13 protein-coding genes are annotated in these 15888 nt (G+C 63.4%); 5 read left to right on the forward strand and 8 right to left on the reverse strand.

What is annotated here, in order from left to right; genetic code table 11:
* Positions 1-10: 10 nt before the first annotated feature.
* Positions 11-1378 carry a cytochrome P450 gene (locus tag AC1DZP_RS11315; protein ID WP_477302351.1) on the reverse strand — a complete coding sequence of 456 codons (1368 nt, stop codon included), beginning with the start codon at positions 1376-1378 and terminating at the stop codon, positions 11-13.
* A 211-nt stretch (positions 1379-1589) separates the two neighbouring features.
* Here AC1DZP_RS11315 and AC1DZP_RS11320 point away from each other — a divergent pair, with 211 nt between their 5' ends.
* The 4 genes from AC1DZP_RS11320 to AC1DZP_RS11335 all read left to right on the forward strand — a co-directional run bounded on the left by AC1DZP_RS11320 (position 1590) and on the right by AC1DZP_RS11335 (position 8649).
* Complete coding sequence (locus tag AC1DZP_RS11320) at positions 1590-2159, forward strand: NADPH-dependent FMN reductase (protein ID WP_477302353.1); 570 nt, start codon at positions 1590-1592, stop codon at positions 2157-2159.
* A 54-nt stretch (positions 2160-2213) separates the two neighbouring features.
* On the forward strand, positions 2214-4880 hold the full coding sequence (locus tag AC1DZP_RS11325; RefSeq protein ID WP_477302355.1) for a caspase family protein: 2667 nt from the start codon (positions 2214-2216) through the stop codon (positions 4878-4880).
* Between the two features lie 145 nt (positions 4881-5025).
* Positions 5026-7497, forward strand: a complete 2472-nt coding sequence (gene gyrB / locus AC1DZP_RS11330; RefSeq protein ID WP_477302357.1) for a DNA topoisomerase (ATP-hydrolyzing) subunit B — start codon at positions 5026-5028, stop codon at positions 7495-7497.
* A gap of 240 nt (positions 7498-7737) precedes the next feature.
* The gene (locus tag AC1DZP_RS11335) at positions 7738-8649 is read left to right on the forward strand and encodes a hypothetical protein (protein WP_477302359.1); all 912 of its coding nucleotides are present in this window, start codon (positions 7738-7740) and stop codon (positions 8647-8649) included.
* 93 nt (positions 8650-8742) lie between these two features.
* Here the strand turns inward: AC1DZP_RS11335 and AC1DZP_RS11340 are convergent, their stop codons facing one another.
* From AC1DZP_RS11340 to AC1DZP_RS11360, 5 genes are all read right to left on the reverse strand, one after another.
* Positions 8743-10221 carry a hypothetical protein gene (locus AC1DZP_RS11340; RefSeq protein WP_477302361.1) on the reverse strand — a complete coding sequence of 493 codons (1479 nt, stop codon included), beginning with the start codon at positions 10219-10221 and terminating at the stop codon, positions 8743-8745.
* A 135-nt stretch (positions 10222-10356) separates the two neighbouring features.
* On the reverse strand, positions 10357-11754 hold the full coding sequence (locus tag AC1DZP_RS11345) for an NAD(P)(+) transhydrogenase (Re/Si-specific) subunit beta (protein WP_477302363.1): 1398 nt from the start codon (positions 11752-11754) through the stop codon (positions 10357-10359).
* Positions 11755-11760: 6 nt separating this feature from the next.
* Positions 11761-12186 (reverse strand): proton-translocating transhydrogenase family protein, encoded by a 426-nt coding sequence (locus AC1DZP_RS11350; RefSeq protein ID WP_091581083.1) that lies wholly within the window; start codon positions 12184-12186, stop codon positions 11761-11763.
* Positions 12186-13466 (reverse strand): Re/Si-specific NAD(P)(+) transhydrogenase subunit alpha, encoded by a 1281-nt coding sequence (locus AC1DZP_RS11355; protein WP_477302365.1) that lies wholly within the window; start codon positions 13464-13466, stop codon positions 12186-12188. The genes AC1DZP_RS11350 and AC1DZP_RS11355 overlap by 1 nt, the downstream gene beginning before the upstream one ends.
* Before the next feature lie 85 nt (positions 13467-13551).
* Complete coding sequence (locus tag AC1DZP_RS11360; protein WP_095082965.1) at positions 13552-13776, reverse strand: aa3-type cytochrome c oxidase subunit IV; 225 nt, start codon at positions 13774-13776, stop codon at positions 13552-13554.
* A gap of 241 nt (positions 13777-14017) precedes the next feature.
* On the opposite strand from AC1DZP_RS11360, the gene AC1DZP_RS11365 reads away from it, so the two are divergent.
* On the forward strand, positions 14018-14833 hold the full coding sequence (locus tag AC1DZP_RS11365; RefSeq protein WP_477302367.1) for an alpha/beta fold hydrolase: 816 nt from the start codon (positions 14018-14020) through the stop codon (positions 14831-14833).
* Positions 14834-14841: 8 nt separating this feature from the next.
* Here the strand turns inward: AC1DZP_RS11365 and AC1DZP_RS11370 are convergent, their stop codons facing one another.
* Together AC1DZP_RS11370 and AC1DZP_RS11375 are read right to left on the reverse strand one after the other, a co-directional pair.
* Complete coding sequence (locus tag AC1DZP_RS11370; protein ID WP_019862764.1) at positions 14842-14991, reverse strand: DUF3096 domain-containing protein; 150 nt, start codon at positions 14989-14991, stop codon at positions 14842-14844.
* 116 nt (positions 14992-15107) lie between these two features.
* On the reverse strand, positions 15108-15815 hold the full coding sequence (locus tag AC1DZP_RS11375; protein ID WP_477225572.1) for an N-acyl amino acid synthase FeeM domain-containing protein: 708 nt from the start codon (positions 15813-15815) through the stop codon (positions 15108-15110).
* Positions 15816-15888 lie beyond the last annotated feature (73 nt).

Below are 15888 nucleotides of genomic sequence, written 5' to 3' on the forward strand. Positions count from 1 at the left end.
CAGTGCATCCCTAGCGCGGCGTGACCTGCATCGGCAAACCGCCTTGCGGCTGCGTGGTCAGCTTCTGCACCGGCCAGGGTTTCGTCTCGGCCGTGGTGTCGAAGCGGAAGCGCGACAGCATGATGGCGAGCGCGATGATCGCCTCCTGCATGGCGAAGCTGGCACCGATGCAGACGCGTGGGCCCGCGCCAAACGGCAGATACTGGAAGCGATCGATCTTCTCGCGGTTTCCCGGGTGGAAGCGCTCCGGCATAAAGGCGTCAGGGCGGTCCCACAGCTTCCTGTGGCGATGGACGACCCACGGCATGACCAGCACCGCAGCGTATTTCGGGATATAAAGATCCTTCCACATTTCCGGTTCGATCGGCTCGCGATTGATCGACGGCGCCGGCGGATAGAGCCTGAGCGCCTCGTCGAAAGCCGCGCGCGTGAACGGCATGGCGTCGAGCCATTTCGTTGGATCGGGCTCGCGCGCCAGCACCCGGTCGATCTCCTGCTCGACCCTGTCGCGCTCCCATGGCGATTCCGCGAGACAGTAAAGCGTCCAGCCGAGTGCACGCGCCGTGGTCTCGTGGCCGGCGCCGATGAAGGTGATGATGTTATCCTCGACCTCGGCCCGCGTCAGCCCGTCGGGCCCCTCGGCCTTGAGCAGGAGCGTCAGGAAATCCTGCGGCACGGCCTCGGGGTCGCGCTTGAATTTCTGTTCGCGCAGCTTGACCGTGTCGGTGACGATCTTGCGGAAATAGGCCATGGTCTTGCGACCACGGATGCGGGTGAGCCGTGGCAGCCAATCGGGGGCGCGCAACAGGTCGAGCGGATCGACGCGGCCCATGGTCTCGAACAGCCGGTCGATCTCATTGGCAAAACTGCCCGGCTGGCCAGCGATCTCGCCGGAAAACAGGGTCTCGGCCAGGATGTCATAGGTGAGCAGCGTCATGTCATGGGCGATGTCGGATGTGCCGCCACGCTCGTAGCGGGTGACGAACTCTTGCGTGCGCCTGAGCATCGGCTCGGCGAAGCCGAAGATGTGGCGCGGCGTGAACACCGGCGCCATGGCCTTGCGCGAACGCTTCCAGACCTCGCCCTCGGCGGTCAGCAGGCCGTCGCGCAGGATCGGCCGCAGGATCTTCTGGCGCACCGTCGCCATCTTGTAGTTCTTGGCGTTGTCGACCAGCACGTGGCGGATGAGGCCGGGATCGTTGGCGACGACCAGATGTCCACCAATGCCATTCACCGAAATCCAGGGCTCGTTGTAGGTATGCTCGCCCCACAATTCGAGCGGATTGCGGTAGACGATGCGGATCATCTCCAGCGTCGAGGGCGGCGTCGTGCGCGGCTTTGGCGCCGGGGGAACGAAGGGGGCGGGCTGGACGTCCATGGAGTGCTCCGCTGATACCTCAATGTAGTGGCTGGCAATCCAGGCGTCCATGTGACCGAAACGCAGACCGAAACCTCGGCAGCCAAGACGCGAACTCAGATCGTGTGTTCATCTGATCGTGACCGTTCTGCCGGCGACCTCGCCTTGTCCCCCAGGACGCCCTGCCGTAGTGACAGTCACCAACAGATACCGCCAATCGAAGGAGCCCGCCTTGAAGCACCAGTTGAACATCATCATCGGCAGCACGCGGCCCGGCCGTGCCGGACCGGTTTTTGCCGAATGGCTGGAGGCATTCGCGCGCGAGCACGGGAAATTCGAACCGGTGCTGACCGACATCGCCGTGTTCAATCTGCCGGTTCTGGACGAGCCGCATCACCCCAAGCTCGGCAACTATCAGAACGACCACACCAAGGCCTGGTCGAAGGCGATCGATGCCGCCGACGCCTTCGTCTTCGTAGCGCCGGAATACAATTATTTCGCCGCTCCGGCGATCATCAACGCGATCGACTATCTCGCACGCGAGTGGAAATACAAACCCGCCGCCATCTTCAGCTATGGTGGCGTCTCCGGCGGCCTGCGCGCGGCGCAAGCGCTCAAGCCGCTGCTGACTTCGGTGGGCGTAATGCCAATCTCTGAAGGGGTTTCCTTGCCGCTCTATCAGAAACTGCTCGAGCATGACGGCTCTTTCCGGGCCAGCGAGCAGGTGCGGGGCGCAACCACGACCATGCTGGACGAGCTGTTGCGCTGGAGTGAGGCCCTGAAGCCGATGCGAGCAGCCTGAAGGAGCCGGTTTTCGGCCCAAAAACCCGGCTTGCTCGCGCCATAAAGAGGTGGAATGGTTGGCAAACGACTGAACCGGGGGCGGTTCGACTTGCGCTTGCTGTTTGCCTTGCTGCTGACGCTTACGACCACCGCCACCGCGGTGGCGGAGCGGCGCGTGGCGCTGGTCATTGCGGACGACGACTACCGCATTGTGCGGCCGCTCGCCAATCCCATCAATGACGGCGAGGCGATGGAAGCGTCGCTGAAGAAGCTCGGCTTCGAGGTCGTTCTCGAAACCAACCGCGATCTCCGACGCATGCGCCGCGCGCTCGACGATTTTCGCGAGGATGCGAAAGGCGCCGACGTGGCGCTGGTCTACTTCTCCGGCCATGGCGTCGAAATCTCAGGCGACAACCGGCTGCTGCCGATCGATGCCGACGCCTCTTCGCTCGATGCGCTGCAGAAGACCAGCCTGCCACTGGAGGAAGTGCGCGACACGGTCGCCGCCACCGCAAGGGTCGGGCTGATCGTGCTCGACGCCTGCCGCAGCGATCCCTTCTCGGGAAGCAGCAGCGAAGGGCGCGGCGCGACCTCACTGGCAAAGGATGTTGCCGACAAGGTCAAGCCGGGACTTGGCCGGATTGGCCGCGCGGAAAACATCCTGTTCGCCTTCTCGGCCGCCCCCGGCGAGACGGCTGCCGACGGAACCGGCCAGAATTCGCCGTTTACGACGGCACTGACCAAATATCTCGGCACCGACGGTCTCGAGATCCGCTCGGTGCTGACTTTGGTGCAGCAGGAGGTCTATGACCTGTCGCGCGGAAAACAGCTGCCTTACGTCGAGAGCGGCCTGCCCAAACTGTTCTTTGCCGCGGCGGCCAAGGAACAGCTGCCGGAGCGCGAACGCCTGCTGCTTGCCATGGCCGACGTGACGCCGGACATGCGCGGCCAGGTCGAGCAGATCGCCAGCGACGCCGACATGCCGCTGGCGCCGCTCTATGGCGCGCTGATCGGTTCCGACACCGGCAATTTGTCAGCGGACAGCCTGAATACCCGGCTGCGTGAAGCGGCCGACGCCTTCGTCAAGGTGCGCAGCGAGATGAAGACGCTCGCGGCCGATGATCCGCGAGTGACGGAATTGCGTCGGCAGGCCGAAGAGCAGCTGTCGCTCGGCGCCTTCGACGCAGCGCAGGCAAAGCTGGCGGAAGCGGCCAATATCGACGAGGTGTCGCGCAACGCACTGAAGGTGAATTTCGTCGACCGCACGCTGTCGCAGGCCGCAACGGTATTCCTGTCGGCAGGCGCGGCGCGCGCCGACCTGAACTATGCGGCAGCCATCAACGGCTACGAATTCGTGCTGGCGCTGTATGGCGAGGCCGGGCAGACCTCGCTCAGCCTGGAACAGGCCGACCGCCAGAGCCGCACGCTGGAGGAACTCGGAGTTCTCTATACGACGGTCGGCAATATCGACGCGGCCGGCCGCGCCTTTTCCGCACTGTTGGCCAACCTCGAGCAGCGATCGCTTCAGGAAACCGATCCCAGCGTCAAGCGCGATCTCGCCATCAGCCATATAAAGCTCGCCAACACAAGGATGGCGCAAGGCGACCTGCCAACCTCCCTGGAAAACTATGAGGCGGCCAGGGACATGCTGCAGGACCTGACCACAAGCGTGCCGGACAAGAAGGACTGGCTCGGCGATCTTGCCATGGCCAACGACAAGATCGGCAACGTGCTGGCGACGCAAGGCGATGTGAACGCCGCAGCCCAAGCCTATCAGCAAAGCCTCTCGATCAAGCAACAGTTGGCCGATTCGGAGCCGGGCCGCGCCGATCTGCTCAATGATCTGACAATCACCTATGACGAAATCGGCGACCTTGCCCGTACTGCCGGTCAGTTGGACGGCGCCCAGACAGCGTTGGAAGAGAGCCTGAGAATTCGGTTGGCGCTGGCCGAGAACAAGCCCGATGACACGCGGCGCCAACGCGCTGTCTCAGTCAGCCAAACCAAGATCGGTGATCTGCTGCGGGAGCGCGGCGACGCCGCCGGTGCGCTCGTAGCCTTCAACAAGAGCCAGGCGATCGCCGAAGACTTGGCGCGCCGCGACCCCAACAATACCGACTTGAAGCGCGACCTGTCGATCGGTTACTCCAAAATCGGCAATGCTTACAGCGACCAGAAGGATTGGCCGCTCGCGCTGGAGGCCCACCAGCAGGCGCTGGCCACGGCGCGCGACCTTGCCGCCATCGATCCCGGCAACACGGACTGGCAGCGCGACCTGTCGGTGTGCCTTGAGCGGGTCGCCGAGGTGCTTAGGGTGCAAGGCAATGCCAGCGGCGCCCTGCAAAACTATCAGGACAGCCTTGCTATTGCCGACCGGCTGGCCAAGCTGGATTCTGCCAATTTGAACTGGCAACGCGATATTTCGATCACCCTGCAGAAGATCGGGTATCTGGAAACCGACCGACGTCACTTTGAGGGTTCCAAGGCGGCCTTCGAGGCCAGCCTCGCTATTGCCCAGAAATTGGCCCAGTCCGATCCGAACAATGCGATCTGGCAAATCGATCTGGCGCGCGCCTACGTCGCCTATGCCTATGTGGCGAGGGATCCGAAGGCCGCGCTGACCACGGCGCTCAACCTAACGCTGGAGCTCGACCGCACGGGGCGGCTGGCGCCCGGAGACAAATTCATGATCAAACATTTGCGCAGCCTTCTCGCCAAATCCGGCGCTCGAAAAAAATAGCCGGCTGCCGGCTCGGGATTCACCCCGGAAATGCCTGCAAACCTTGGAAAAACCGCCTTTAGCGCCTATATCTAGGCAATATCAGAGGCGCGATTCGGTGCCGATTTTCAGCACCGTGCAAGCGGCATCCAGACAACAGGTTTTCATGAGCGATCAGATCGACAACAACAACGGCGCTGAAGCCGAATACGGCGCCGATTCCATCAAGGTTTTGAAGGGGTTGGATGCTGTCCGCAAACGCCCCGGCATGTATATCGGCGACACCGACGACGGTTCCGGCCTGCATCATATGGTCTACGAGGTGGTCGACAACGCCATCGACGAGGCCCTGGCCGGTCATGCCGACCTCGTCACGGTGACGCTCAACCCCGATGGTTCGGTCACCGTGATCGACAATGGTCGCGGCATTCCGACCGATATCCACACCGGCGAAGGCATTTCCGCGGCCGAAGTGATCATGACGCAGCTGCATGCCGGCGGCAAGTTCGACCAGAATTCCTACAAGGTGTCGGGCGGCCTGCATGGTGTCGGCGTCTCGGTGGTCAACGCGCTTTCGGCATGGCTGAAGCTCAAGATCCGCCGCAACGGCCAGATCTTCGAGATGAGCTTCACGCACGGCAATGCCGACGCGCCGCTGAAGGCCACCGGCAGCTACGAACAGCACAAGGTTGCCGGCACCTATGAAGGGCGCAGCGGCAGCGAGATCACCTTCTTCCCGTCGGCCGAAACCTTCACCATGGTCGAATTCGACTTCGGCACGCTGGAACACCGGCTGCGCGAACTCGCCTTCCTGAATTCCGGCGTGCGCATCGTTTTGACCGATGCCCGCCATGCCGACATCGTGCGCCACGAGCTGCACTATGATGGCGGGCTGGAAGAGTTCGTCAAATATCTCGACCGCGTCAAGAAACCGCTGATCGACAAGCCGGTCGCCATCAAGGCCGAGCGCGACGGCATCACCGTCGAGGTGGCGATGTGGTGGAACGACAGCTACCACGAGAACGTGCTGGCCTTCACCAACAACATCCCGCAGCGCGACGGCGGCACCCATCTGGCCGGTTTCCGCGGCGCGCTGACCCGTCAGATCACCGGCTATGGCGATTCCTCGGGCCTGACCAAGAAGGAAAAGGTCTCGCTGATCGGCGACGACTGCCGCGAAGGCCTGACAGCGGTGCTGTCGGTCAAGGTTCCGGATCCAAAGTTCTCGTCGCAGACCAAGGACAAGCTGGTCTCGTCGGAAGTCCGTCCGGTTGTCGAAGGGCTTGTCAACGAAGCGCTCGGCACCTGGCTGGAGGAACACCCGAGCGAGGGCAAGGTGGTCATCGAGAAGGTGATCCAGGCCGCGGCGGCGCGTGAAGCCGCGCGCAAGGCGCGCGACATCACCCGCAAGAGCTCGCTCGGCGTCACCTCGCTGCCCGGCAAGCTGGCCGACTGCCAGGAGCGCGACCCGGCGAAATCCGAAATCTTCATCGTCGAGGGCGATTCCGCCGGCGGCTCAGCCAAGGGCGGCCGTTCACGCCAGAACCAGGCGATCCTGCCGCTGCGCGGCAAGATCCTCAATGTCGAGCGGGCACGCTTTGACCGCATGCTCGGTTCCGACATGATCGGCACGCTCATCACCGCGCTCGGCACCTCGATCGGCAAGGACGAGTTCAACGCCGACAAGCTGCGCTACCATAAGATCATCCTGATGACCGACGCCGACGTCGACGGCGCCCACATCCGCACCTTGCTGCTCACCTTCTTCTTCCGGCAGATGCCGGAACTGATCGAGCGCGGCCATCTCTACATCGCCCAGCCGCCGCTCTACAAAGTGACGCGCGGCAAGAGCTCGCAATACATCAAGGACGAGAGCGCCTTCGAGGAGTTCCTGATCGGCTCGGGGCTGGAAGAAGCATCGCTTTCGCTGGGCTCCGGCGAGGTACGCGCCGGACAGGACCTGCGCAGCGCCATCGACGATGCGCTGGCGGTGCGCCAGCTGATCAACGGGCTGCACACACGCTACAACAGAGGCGTGGTCGAACAGGCGGCGATCGCCGGCGGGCTCAACCCCGACGTCTTCACAGATCTCGGCCGCGCCGATGCCATGGCGGAGCGGATTGCAAAACGCCTCGACATCATCGCCGAGGATACCGAGCGCGGCTGGACCGGCCGCATGTCAACCTCGAACGAAGGCGTCGGCGGCTATGTGTTCGAGCGTACGGTGCGCAGCGTCAAGGAATACGCGCATCTCGACCTGGCGCTGATCAATTCGGCCGATGCCCGTCAGCTCGACCGCTACGCACAGCGCCTCAGCGAGGTCTACGGGACGCCGCCGGTGCTGCGCCGCAAGGATGTCGCCGAAACCATCTCGGGGCCGCTGGCGCTGCTCAACGCGGTCTTTGCGACCGGCCGCAAGGGCCTGACTATGCAGCGCTACAAGGGTCTCGGCGAGATGAACGCCGAGCAGCTCTGGGAAACCACGCTCGACCCGAACGTGCGCTCGCTGCTGCAGGTCAAGGTCAATGACGCCACCGACGCGGACAGTCTGTTCTCCCGGCTGATGGGCGATGAGGTGGAGCCGAGGCGCGAGTTCATCCAGGACAATGCCCTGTCGGTCGCCAACCTGGATATTTGATCTCCCCGGATATTGATCTCCGGCATTGGCGCGCTGCGGCGCGCCAATTTGTTCCATCCGAGGCAAACAAAATCATTTCATAACCCGCCGGAACGGAAGTCCCCGAGGGACATTGTGACAGTATCGATCACAATTTCTCACAGGAGGCCTTCATGGGACGCGGTATCTTGCTCTGGCTACTTGGAATCCCGATTCCAATCATCATTCTGATCATGCTTTTCGTACGGTAGGGGGAAATTCATGCAGTCCACCCTATCGGCTGTCGACGTTTCCGCTTCCACTGAATCCTCCACTCCTGCCGTCAGCTGGGGACCGATCATCGCCGGTGCCTTCGCGGCCTCGACGTTGACCTTGATCCTGATGCTGCTCGGCTCAGGGCTAGGTCTCACCATGGTGTCACCCTGGTCGGGCTCGGGCGCGTCGATCACCACCTTCGCGGTGTCCACCGCGATCTGGCTGATCATCGTGCAATGGCTGTCCTCCGGTGTCGGCGGCTATCTTGCAGGGCGCCTGCGCACCAAATGGGTCGGCATCCACACCGACGAGGTCTATTTCCGTGACACTGCCCACGGCTTCCTCGCCTGGGCGTTGGCCACCTTGCTCGTCGTCGGGGTGCTTGGCTCGGCCCTCTCCGCTGCGCTGGGGTCAGGCGTGCAAGCGGTCTCGACCGTCGCTTCGGGTGCCGCCATGGGCGCGTCGGCGAGTGCTTCCGCCGGCGGTGTTTCGACCGACAATGCGACATCGTATCTGGTGGATTCGCTGTTCCGCCCGGCCGATGCAAGCAAGGTTGCGGCGACCAATACAGAGAGCGATGCCGCCGCGGTCGGGCAAGCCTCGCGCATCCTGATCACGGGCGCTGCGGCAGGCGAGATTTCGGCCGACGACAAGACCTATCTGACGCAACTGGTCGCTGCCCGCACCGGCCTTTCGGAGGCAGATGCCAAGGCGCGGGTCGACGCGATCCTTGCCAAGGCTCAGGACGCCAAGGTCAAGGCGCAGCAGGCTGCCGACACCGCCAGGAAGGGGAGCGCGACCTTTGCGCTGCTTGGTGCGCTGTCGCTGGCCATCGGTGCCTTCATCGCAAGTGCTGCGGCGGCCCTCGGCGGCAGGCAGCGCGACGACGAGGAGGCGATGTTTCTGACCGGCCGCTGATTCTGGGGCCGAAGCAAATCAATCCACTCCGGGCCAAGCCCGGAGTGGATTTCTGTTTGAATTGCCATGCAGCGCAGTGGGATCTCTCTGTTCTTATCGTTTGGCAGTCGCCGGCGCTTGGCTCGGCTCCAGCTTGCGGCCAAGGTCGACAGCGTCGCGCAGCACGGCAAGATGCGTGCGCGGCACAACGCCGGCCGACGCGGCGGCCTCGACGCCGGTTGCCGCCAGCGACCAATAGAGCGTATGCGTGAAGATGCGGCCGAGGGAGCCGCGCAGCTCAACCTGGACGTTCTCCACGCCCGGGCCGAAATTCTCCGTCATCGGTCCGGAAATCGGGTCGCCGGTCAGCCAGCCATTGCCCCTGTCGAAGATGTTGGTCCATCGTGTTGCGGCAAATACCGCGCCATGATGCACCGCCCGTACCGGGTTGCCTGAAGGACTGCGCCCTTCCTGATAGAGGATCGTGCCTCCGGCTGCGGCCCCTTCGGCAATTGGCGGACAGGCTGAGAACAGGCGCTCCGCGATGCCGCGCTGGAACTCAGCGAGGTCATACGTCACCAGAAACTCGCTGTGGGTCAGCGGGCTGCCGAGCGTGACGAAATCGCTGATCTTCCACGGCAGCGGATGGTCGGCGTCTTTCGTGCGCAGCTGTCGGTAGAGCTCCCACTGATCACGCTGCAAACCGGCGAGGTCGTCCAGCCTATCGGGCCACGCGGAACCGTCGGAACTGAGCGTCGCCTTGTCGATGGCGCGGATCGCCTTCAATTTGGCCTTGTCGCGGATGGCCTCCAGTTTTCGGGGCCTGAAATCGGCCCACAATATCTGCAAGAGATCATAGGCGATCATCGACCCCAGACTGTGCGAGACGAGCACGATCCGGTCGTAGGTATCGTCCAACATCAGGCGCTTCAGAAGCCTCAGGCCGCGCTCGCGGATCAGTGCGCGCTTCTCGACCGTCGCCGCTTCCGCACGCACATAGGCGGCGACATCGCCGAAATAGGGAAGGCCGAACCGGTCGACCGACCAGATAACGAACGAGGCCAGGATCGTGACGAGCACGCCGGCGGCCCAGGACATGTAGCCTTGCCAAACCGACGTCGCCAGCGCCAGCGTCGCGCACAGGACGACGATGACGGCAACAAGGGTGACGAGATAGAGCTTGCGGGCGTCGCGCGGAATGTCGGCGGGCTTGCGCCACAGCAGGTTCGTCACCCAGGCCGCGAGCCGGTCCCGTGTCGTGCCTTGCGTGATGTCGGCCCAGTAAAGCTCGTAGAAATCGGTGCGACGGCCATCGACATCGTAAGGCGTCGTGATGCGGCGAAGTTCGTACGAATTTGTCCGGCTGTCGGGTGTGATCCAGCTCTGGTTGATCTTCGCGCCAGCGGGGTCGACCGGATCGGCGACATGGGCATAAAACGGCGCACGGGCGGGGTCATGGCTCCAGACCGCCTGAACAAAGCCCCGCAGCGTATCCATGGGCCGCTGTTCGCCCATGCCATGCACGATCACCACCGCCTGGCTGAGCTTGCGCGGCGCTTTTGGGGTGGCCTGCGATGCGATGGGGTCGGGCACCAAGGTCTCCGTTGACGACAATCCCGTCGACGGGACGGGCATTCGTCATCGTAGCCCCGAAACCGCCGTCAAGCCAAGAAAAAGCCCGGCGCGAGGCCGGGCGTTTCTTGGCGCATCTCAGTGCTGATCCCCTGATCAGTGATCCATGGCCTTGACGATCTCCTCGGTCATCTTCTTGGCGTCGCCGAGCAGCATCATGGTGCCGTCCTTGTAGAACAGCGTGTTGTCGATGCCGGCATAGCCGGAGCCGAGCGAGCGCTTGACGAACAGGCAGGTGCGGGCCTTGTCGACGTCGAGGATCGGCATGCCGTAGATCGGCGAGGACTTGTCATCGCGGGCGGACGGGTTGGTGACGTCGTTGGCACCGATGACGTAGGCGACGTCGGCCTGCGCGAATTCGGAGTTGATGTCCTCGAGTTCGAACACCTCGTCGTAGGGCACGTTGGCCTCGGCCAAGAGCACGTTCATGTGGCCGGGCATGCGGCCTGCGACGGGATGAATGGCGTACTTGACGTCGACACCGTTGGCCTTGAGCTTGTCGGCCATTTCGCGCAGCGCGTGCTGTGCCTGGGCGACCGCCATGCCGTAGCCGGGCACGATGATGACCTTCTGCGCGTTCATCATCAGATAGGCCGCATCGTCAGCCGAACCTTGCTTGACCGTACGCTCGATGCCGTCGTCGGCCGCCGCCGCCGTCTCGCCGCCGAAGCCGCCGAGGATGACCGATATGAACGACCGGTTCATGCCCTTGCACATGATGTAGGACAGGATCGCGCCGGATGAGCCGACCAGCGCGCCGGTGATGATCAGCGCCAGATTGCCGAGCGTGAAGCCAAGGGCGGCCGCTGCCCAGCCGGAATAGGAGTTGAGCATCGAGACGACGACCGGCATGTCGGCGCCGCCGATCGGAATGATGAGCAGGATACCCAGCACCAGCGATGCCGCGACGATCAGCCAGAACACCAGCTTCGATTCCGTGCCGACCAGAAGCACGATCAGCACGATCAAAGCGATGCCAAGGGCGGCGTTAATGAAGTGCCGGCCGCCGATCATGATCGGCTTGCCCGACATCCGTCCGTCGAGCTTCAGGAAGGCGATGACAGAGCCGGTGAAGGTGATGGCGCCGATGGCGACGCCAAGGCTCATCTCGATCAGGGCCTGGGCATGGATGTCGCCAGCCGTGCCGATGCCGAAGCTTTCCGGCGCATAGATGGCTGCTGCGGCCACCATGACGGCGGCAAGGCCGACCAGCGAGTGGAAGGCGGCGACCAGCTGCGGCATCGAGGTCATGGCGATGCGCCGCGCGGTGACGGCGCCGACGCCGCCGCCAATGGCAAGGCCAAGCACGATCAGGCCGAAACGGCCGGCCGACGGAGTTGCCAGCGCCAGCGTGGTGGCGATGGCGATGCCCATGCCGATCATGCCGTAGAGGTTGCCCTGGCGGCTGGTGGTCGGATGCGACAGGCCGCGCAGCGCCATGATGAACAGGACGCCGGAAACCAGATAGAGGAAGGACGCGAAGTTGGCGTTCATGGCGCTCTACTTGTCCTTCTTCTTGTACATGGCCAGCATGCGCTGGGTGACGAGGAAGCCGCCGAAGATGTTGACCGAGACCAGCATCAGCGCGACGAAGCCGAAGCCGGCGGCAATGCCGGAGGCGGCGATGCCGACGGCAAGCAGGGCGCCGACGACGATGACCGAGGAGATGGCGTTGGTGACGGCCATCAGCGGCGTGTGCAAAGCCGGGGTCACCGACCAGACGACGTAGTAGCCGACGAAGATCGCCAGCACGAAGATGGCGAAGCGGAAGACAAAGGGATCGATGGCACCCCCCGACAGGGCGTGGGCGGCATCACCGGCCGCCTCGGCGCCGCCGGGCGCGGTCGCCATGTTCTGTACCGCCAGCCGAACGGCGGCGGAGGCCTGGTCGAGCTGGTCGAGGGCTTTCTGCAGGGTCTGATCCATCACGCAATGCCTTTCGACTTCGACGAGGGCGACTTGGGTGCGGCCGGTTTCTTGGGCGCGGCCTTCTTTGCAGCCGGTTTGGCCGAAGCATCGGCGACCATGGCGGTGGCCGGGATCGCGGCGGGTTCGACATGAGGCTGCTGGTCGGCTTTGGCGAAGGCCGGATGGACCACCTTGCCGCCGTCGGTCAGCATCGTTGCCTTGACCAGATCGTCATCGCGGTTGATCGCAAGCGTCTTCGTCGTCTTGTCGACCAGCGTCTCGAGGAAAGCGAACAGGTTCTTGGCGTAAAGCAGCGAGGCGGATGCGGCGACCCGGCCCGGCACGTTGAGATGGCCAACGATCTTGACGTTGTTGGCCGTGGTGACGACCTTGCCGGCTTCAGCGCCCTCGACATTGCCGCCGCGCTCGACCGCCAGATCGACGAGCACCGAGCCCGGCTTCATCGAGGCGACCATGGCCGCCGACACCAGCTTCGGCGCCGGCCGGCCGGGGATCAACGCCGTGGTGATGACGATGTCCTGCTTGGCGATGTGCTCGGCGGTGAGTGCCGCCTGCTTGGCCTGATATTCCTTCGACATTTCCTTGGCGTAGCCGCCTGCCGTCTCGGCCGCCTTGAATTCGTCGTCCTCGACCGCCAGGAATTTTGCGCCGAGCGAGGCGACCTGTTCCTTGGCGGCGGGACGCACGTCTGTGGCGGTGACGACCGCACCGAGGCGACGCGCGGTGGCGATCGCCTGCAGGCCGGCGACGCCGACGCCCATGATGAAGACCTTCGCCGCCGGCACCGTGCCCGCCGCCGTCATCATCATCGGCAAGGCGCGATCGTATTCCGAAGCGCCGTCGATCACCGCCTGGTAGCCGGCGAGATTGGCCTGCGAGGAAAGCACGTCCATCGACTGGGCGCGGGTGATGCGCGGCATGAACTCCATCGAAAAAGCGGTGACACCCGCTTTTGCCAGGGCCGCCACGGCGGCATCATTGCCATAGGGATCCATGATAGCGATGACAGCCGTACCGGGCTTGTAGCCCTTCAGCTCGGTATCCGTCGGCCGGCGGACCTTCAGCACCACATCGGCCTTTGCGACATCGCCGGCCTTGCCGATGGCGGCACCGGCCTTGGCGAATTCCTCGTTGGGGATGCGCGACCTCGTGCCGGCACCGGTCTCGACGACGACATCGAAGCCAAGCCCCGCCAGCCGTTTCACGGTGTCGGGCGAAGCCGCTACGCGCGGCTCGTTGGCATCGAGTTCACGAGGGATGAAAACCGTCTGTCCCACCGCATGATCCTTTCGGCCGGAAGCTGTTTCCCGCAAGACGCCGACCGGCCTCGCGGCGGCGCCGTGGACAAGGTGTCGGAAAAATCTATCGGAGGATAAAGGCGCCGGCGGCCAGAATCAGAATGAACAGGATGGTCGCCGAAAAGAAGCCGCCCGCAAAGAAGCCGAAAGCCATCGCCAGCAGTATGGCGCCGCAAAAGAGCGATCCGTATTTGGCCAGCATGAGAAAGCCCGCATAGGTGCGGTCATGCTCGGCATAGTCCATCTTCGCGCCCAGTTCGACAGGACCGGTCGGCGTGTGATCAGCCATAGCAATACCCCTTCGAAGACATCTTTCAGGCACATAGCGAAAAGCCGGGCCGAGAGCAATGGCGCTATTGCCGCATCGCAGCCGACAACTGCCTCAAAGGAAAATTGAAGCCGGCTGCCAGCAGCCAGCCACAGCCGGCGCCGGCGATCCTGTCAGCGGCACTGAACGCGCTGTGATAATTTCACATTTTTCGGCGACATCAGGAAAGGCTATCGTCGCCGACACCATCGGACGAACCACCATGATTGCGCCGACACGCAGATTCGATTGGAACGGCACCGGCATCGCCTGGGGCACGGCCGGCTCCGGTCCGCCACTTGTGCTCATCCATGGCACGCCGTTCTCCTCCCATGTCTGGCACCGCGTCGCCCCGGAGCTGGCGCGCGACTATAAGCTGTATTTCTACGATCTTCCCGGATATGGGCGATCCGACAAACGGGAAGGCCAGGACGTTTCGCTGGGCATCCAGAACAAGGCGCTGGCGGCGATGCTGGCCTTCTGGGAACTTGAGAGCCCGAAGGCCATCGCCCATGATTTTGGCGGGGCCACCGCCTTGCGCGCGCATCTGATCGATGGGTGCGACTATGAAAGGCTGCTGCTGATCGACCCGGTGGCGGTGCGGCCTTGGGGCTCGCCCTTTGTCCAGCATGTCCGGCAGCATGAGGCAGCCTTCGCCGGCGTGCCGGACTATATCCAGACGGCAATCCTGAGAGCGTATGTTTCGGGCGCCGCCGCGAGGCTGCTATCGGACTGCGAACTGGAACCCTACATCGCGCCATGGACGGGACCAATCGGCCGACCGGCTTTCTTTCGCCAGATCGCCCAGATGGATCAGGGTTTCACCGACGAAGTCGAACCGCTCTACGGCGAATTCCGCTGCCCCGTGGCCTTGCTGTGGGGAGAAGAGGATCGCTGGATACCTCCGCAGAGCGGTCACAGGCTGGCCGCCCTGCTGCCTGACTGCGCCTTGACCCTTGTTCCCGGGTCCGGCCATCTCATGCAGGAAGATGCGCCTGAGGCGATCGTCGCCGCGGCGCTGCGTTTCTTCGCCGGCTGACGGACCCTTCAGCCGGCAAGATGCGGGAAAAGCCCGAGCAGACCGACGACGATCAGATAGAGCGCGACAATGTAGTTCAACAGCCGAGGCATGATGAGTATCAGCACGCCGGCGATCAGCGAGATGAGCGGCGTGAGCGCGAGCTGCGAGATGTGCATGTCGGGTTCCTTCAAAGACTTCGCGGCGATGCCCGGGGCGCGGCAGCGCCCTTGACGTCATCCAGAACGTAGAAGTGGCCGGAAAGGTCCAGGCGCTTCGCGAAAATCGCGCGGCCTCAGGCGGCTTCGCGATAATATTTCGCTGTCGGCACGATGGACAAGGGTGTCAGTCGGTTGATGGCCGGATTGGCAAACATCAGCCGCTGTTCGGTCGGCGTCGACCTGAAGAATGGGAACCGTTCGAGTGTCAGGCGCATGTTTTCGCCGGCAGGGATCTCGAACAGTGCGATCGGAGTAAGAACGCCGGGAAACTCTTTGCCCTCAGTCCTCTGCACGGCATTGAAGTAACGGGCATAAAAATTGGAATGCTCGATCTTGACCGGCGTAAGGACCGAGTCCTGGCCAAAGTAGCGCGAGGCCACCATGGCAAGCCTGAGTGTCAGAAAAGGCAGCACTCCGGGCGCCGGTGCGCTGTCGGGATCGGTTGCGAACCGGGTTCCGTCGATGAAGGTTTCTCCGCGGGCAAGTCGCTCGATCAGTATTTCCGGATAGGCATCGACGGAGGGCGAATACGGGTGCTCGCTGGAAATGTAGTGGAAGCGGATCGTGCTGACCAATTCGCCATAGCAATAGACACCGAACCGGTAGGAATTGGGCAGATTGTCCCAGCGATCCTCGAACATCCCGCTGGCGATCGGACCGCACATGCCTGAGCGCAGGTAGGATTTATAGCGAAGTCGGTAGATCGCCTCCAGATCCTCGCCTCCTGTAATAAGGCGATAATCGACATGCTCCAGCAGTTGCATGATCGATCGGTTCAACACCGAATCCCCAGCCGTGCTGACCCCGCCAGACGCACTCCCTACTGCCCGTGCAGCATCCATTGTCTGTCCTCGA

The sequence above is a fragment of the Mesorhizobium sp. P2_F8 genome, from assembly GCF_056403655.1.